Source organism: Gemmiger formicilis (assembly GCF_016900095.1).
In the GTDB taxonomy this organism is placed as follows: Bacteria; Bacillota; Clostridia; order Oscillospirales; family Ruminococcaceae; genus Gemmiger; species Gemmiger formicilis_A.
This window is the reverse complement of sequence record NZ_JACJJP010000097.1, coordinates 1-212: the sequence shown is the minus strand read 5'-3', so window position 1 is coordinate 212 and position 212 is coordinate 1. Positions and strand designations below refer to the sequence as shown.

The 212-nt window shown below is 53.3% G+C and carries 1 protein-coding gene; it reads right to left on the bottom strand.

Going from position 1 to position 212, the window contains the following annotated elements; translation table 11 throughout:
- The coding region (locus H6B15_RS15355) for a hypothetical protein (protein WP_204648862.1) at positions 1-212 on the bottom strand (212 nt) is incomplete at both ends.

Genomic DNA, 212 nt, shown 5'->3' with positions numbered 1-212 from the left:
TAGTACACGTTGATGACATCGCCGTCAGAAGCAGTGCTCGGAATCGGATCGGGATCCGTGCTGTCGAACTTATAGCCCACATAGCGGTCGTCCGAAGTATCAACGGTATCCACAGGCACCGTCGTGTCGTTGATCCACGCAGACTTGGTTACCGGCACACTTTCGGCTTCCACGCCATCCTTGTAATACTTCACCGTGTAGGTGATGCTATG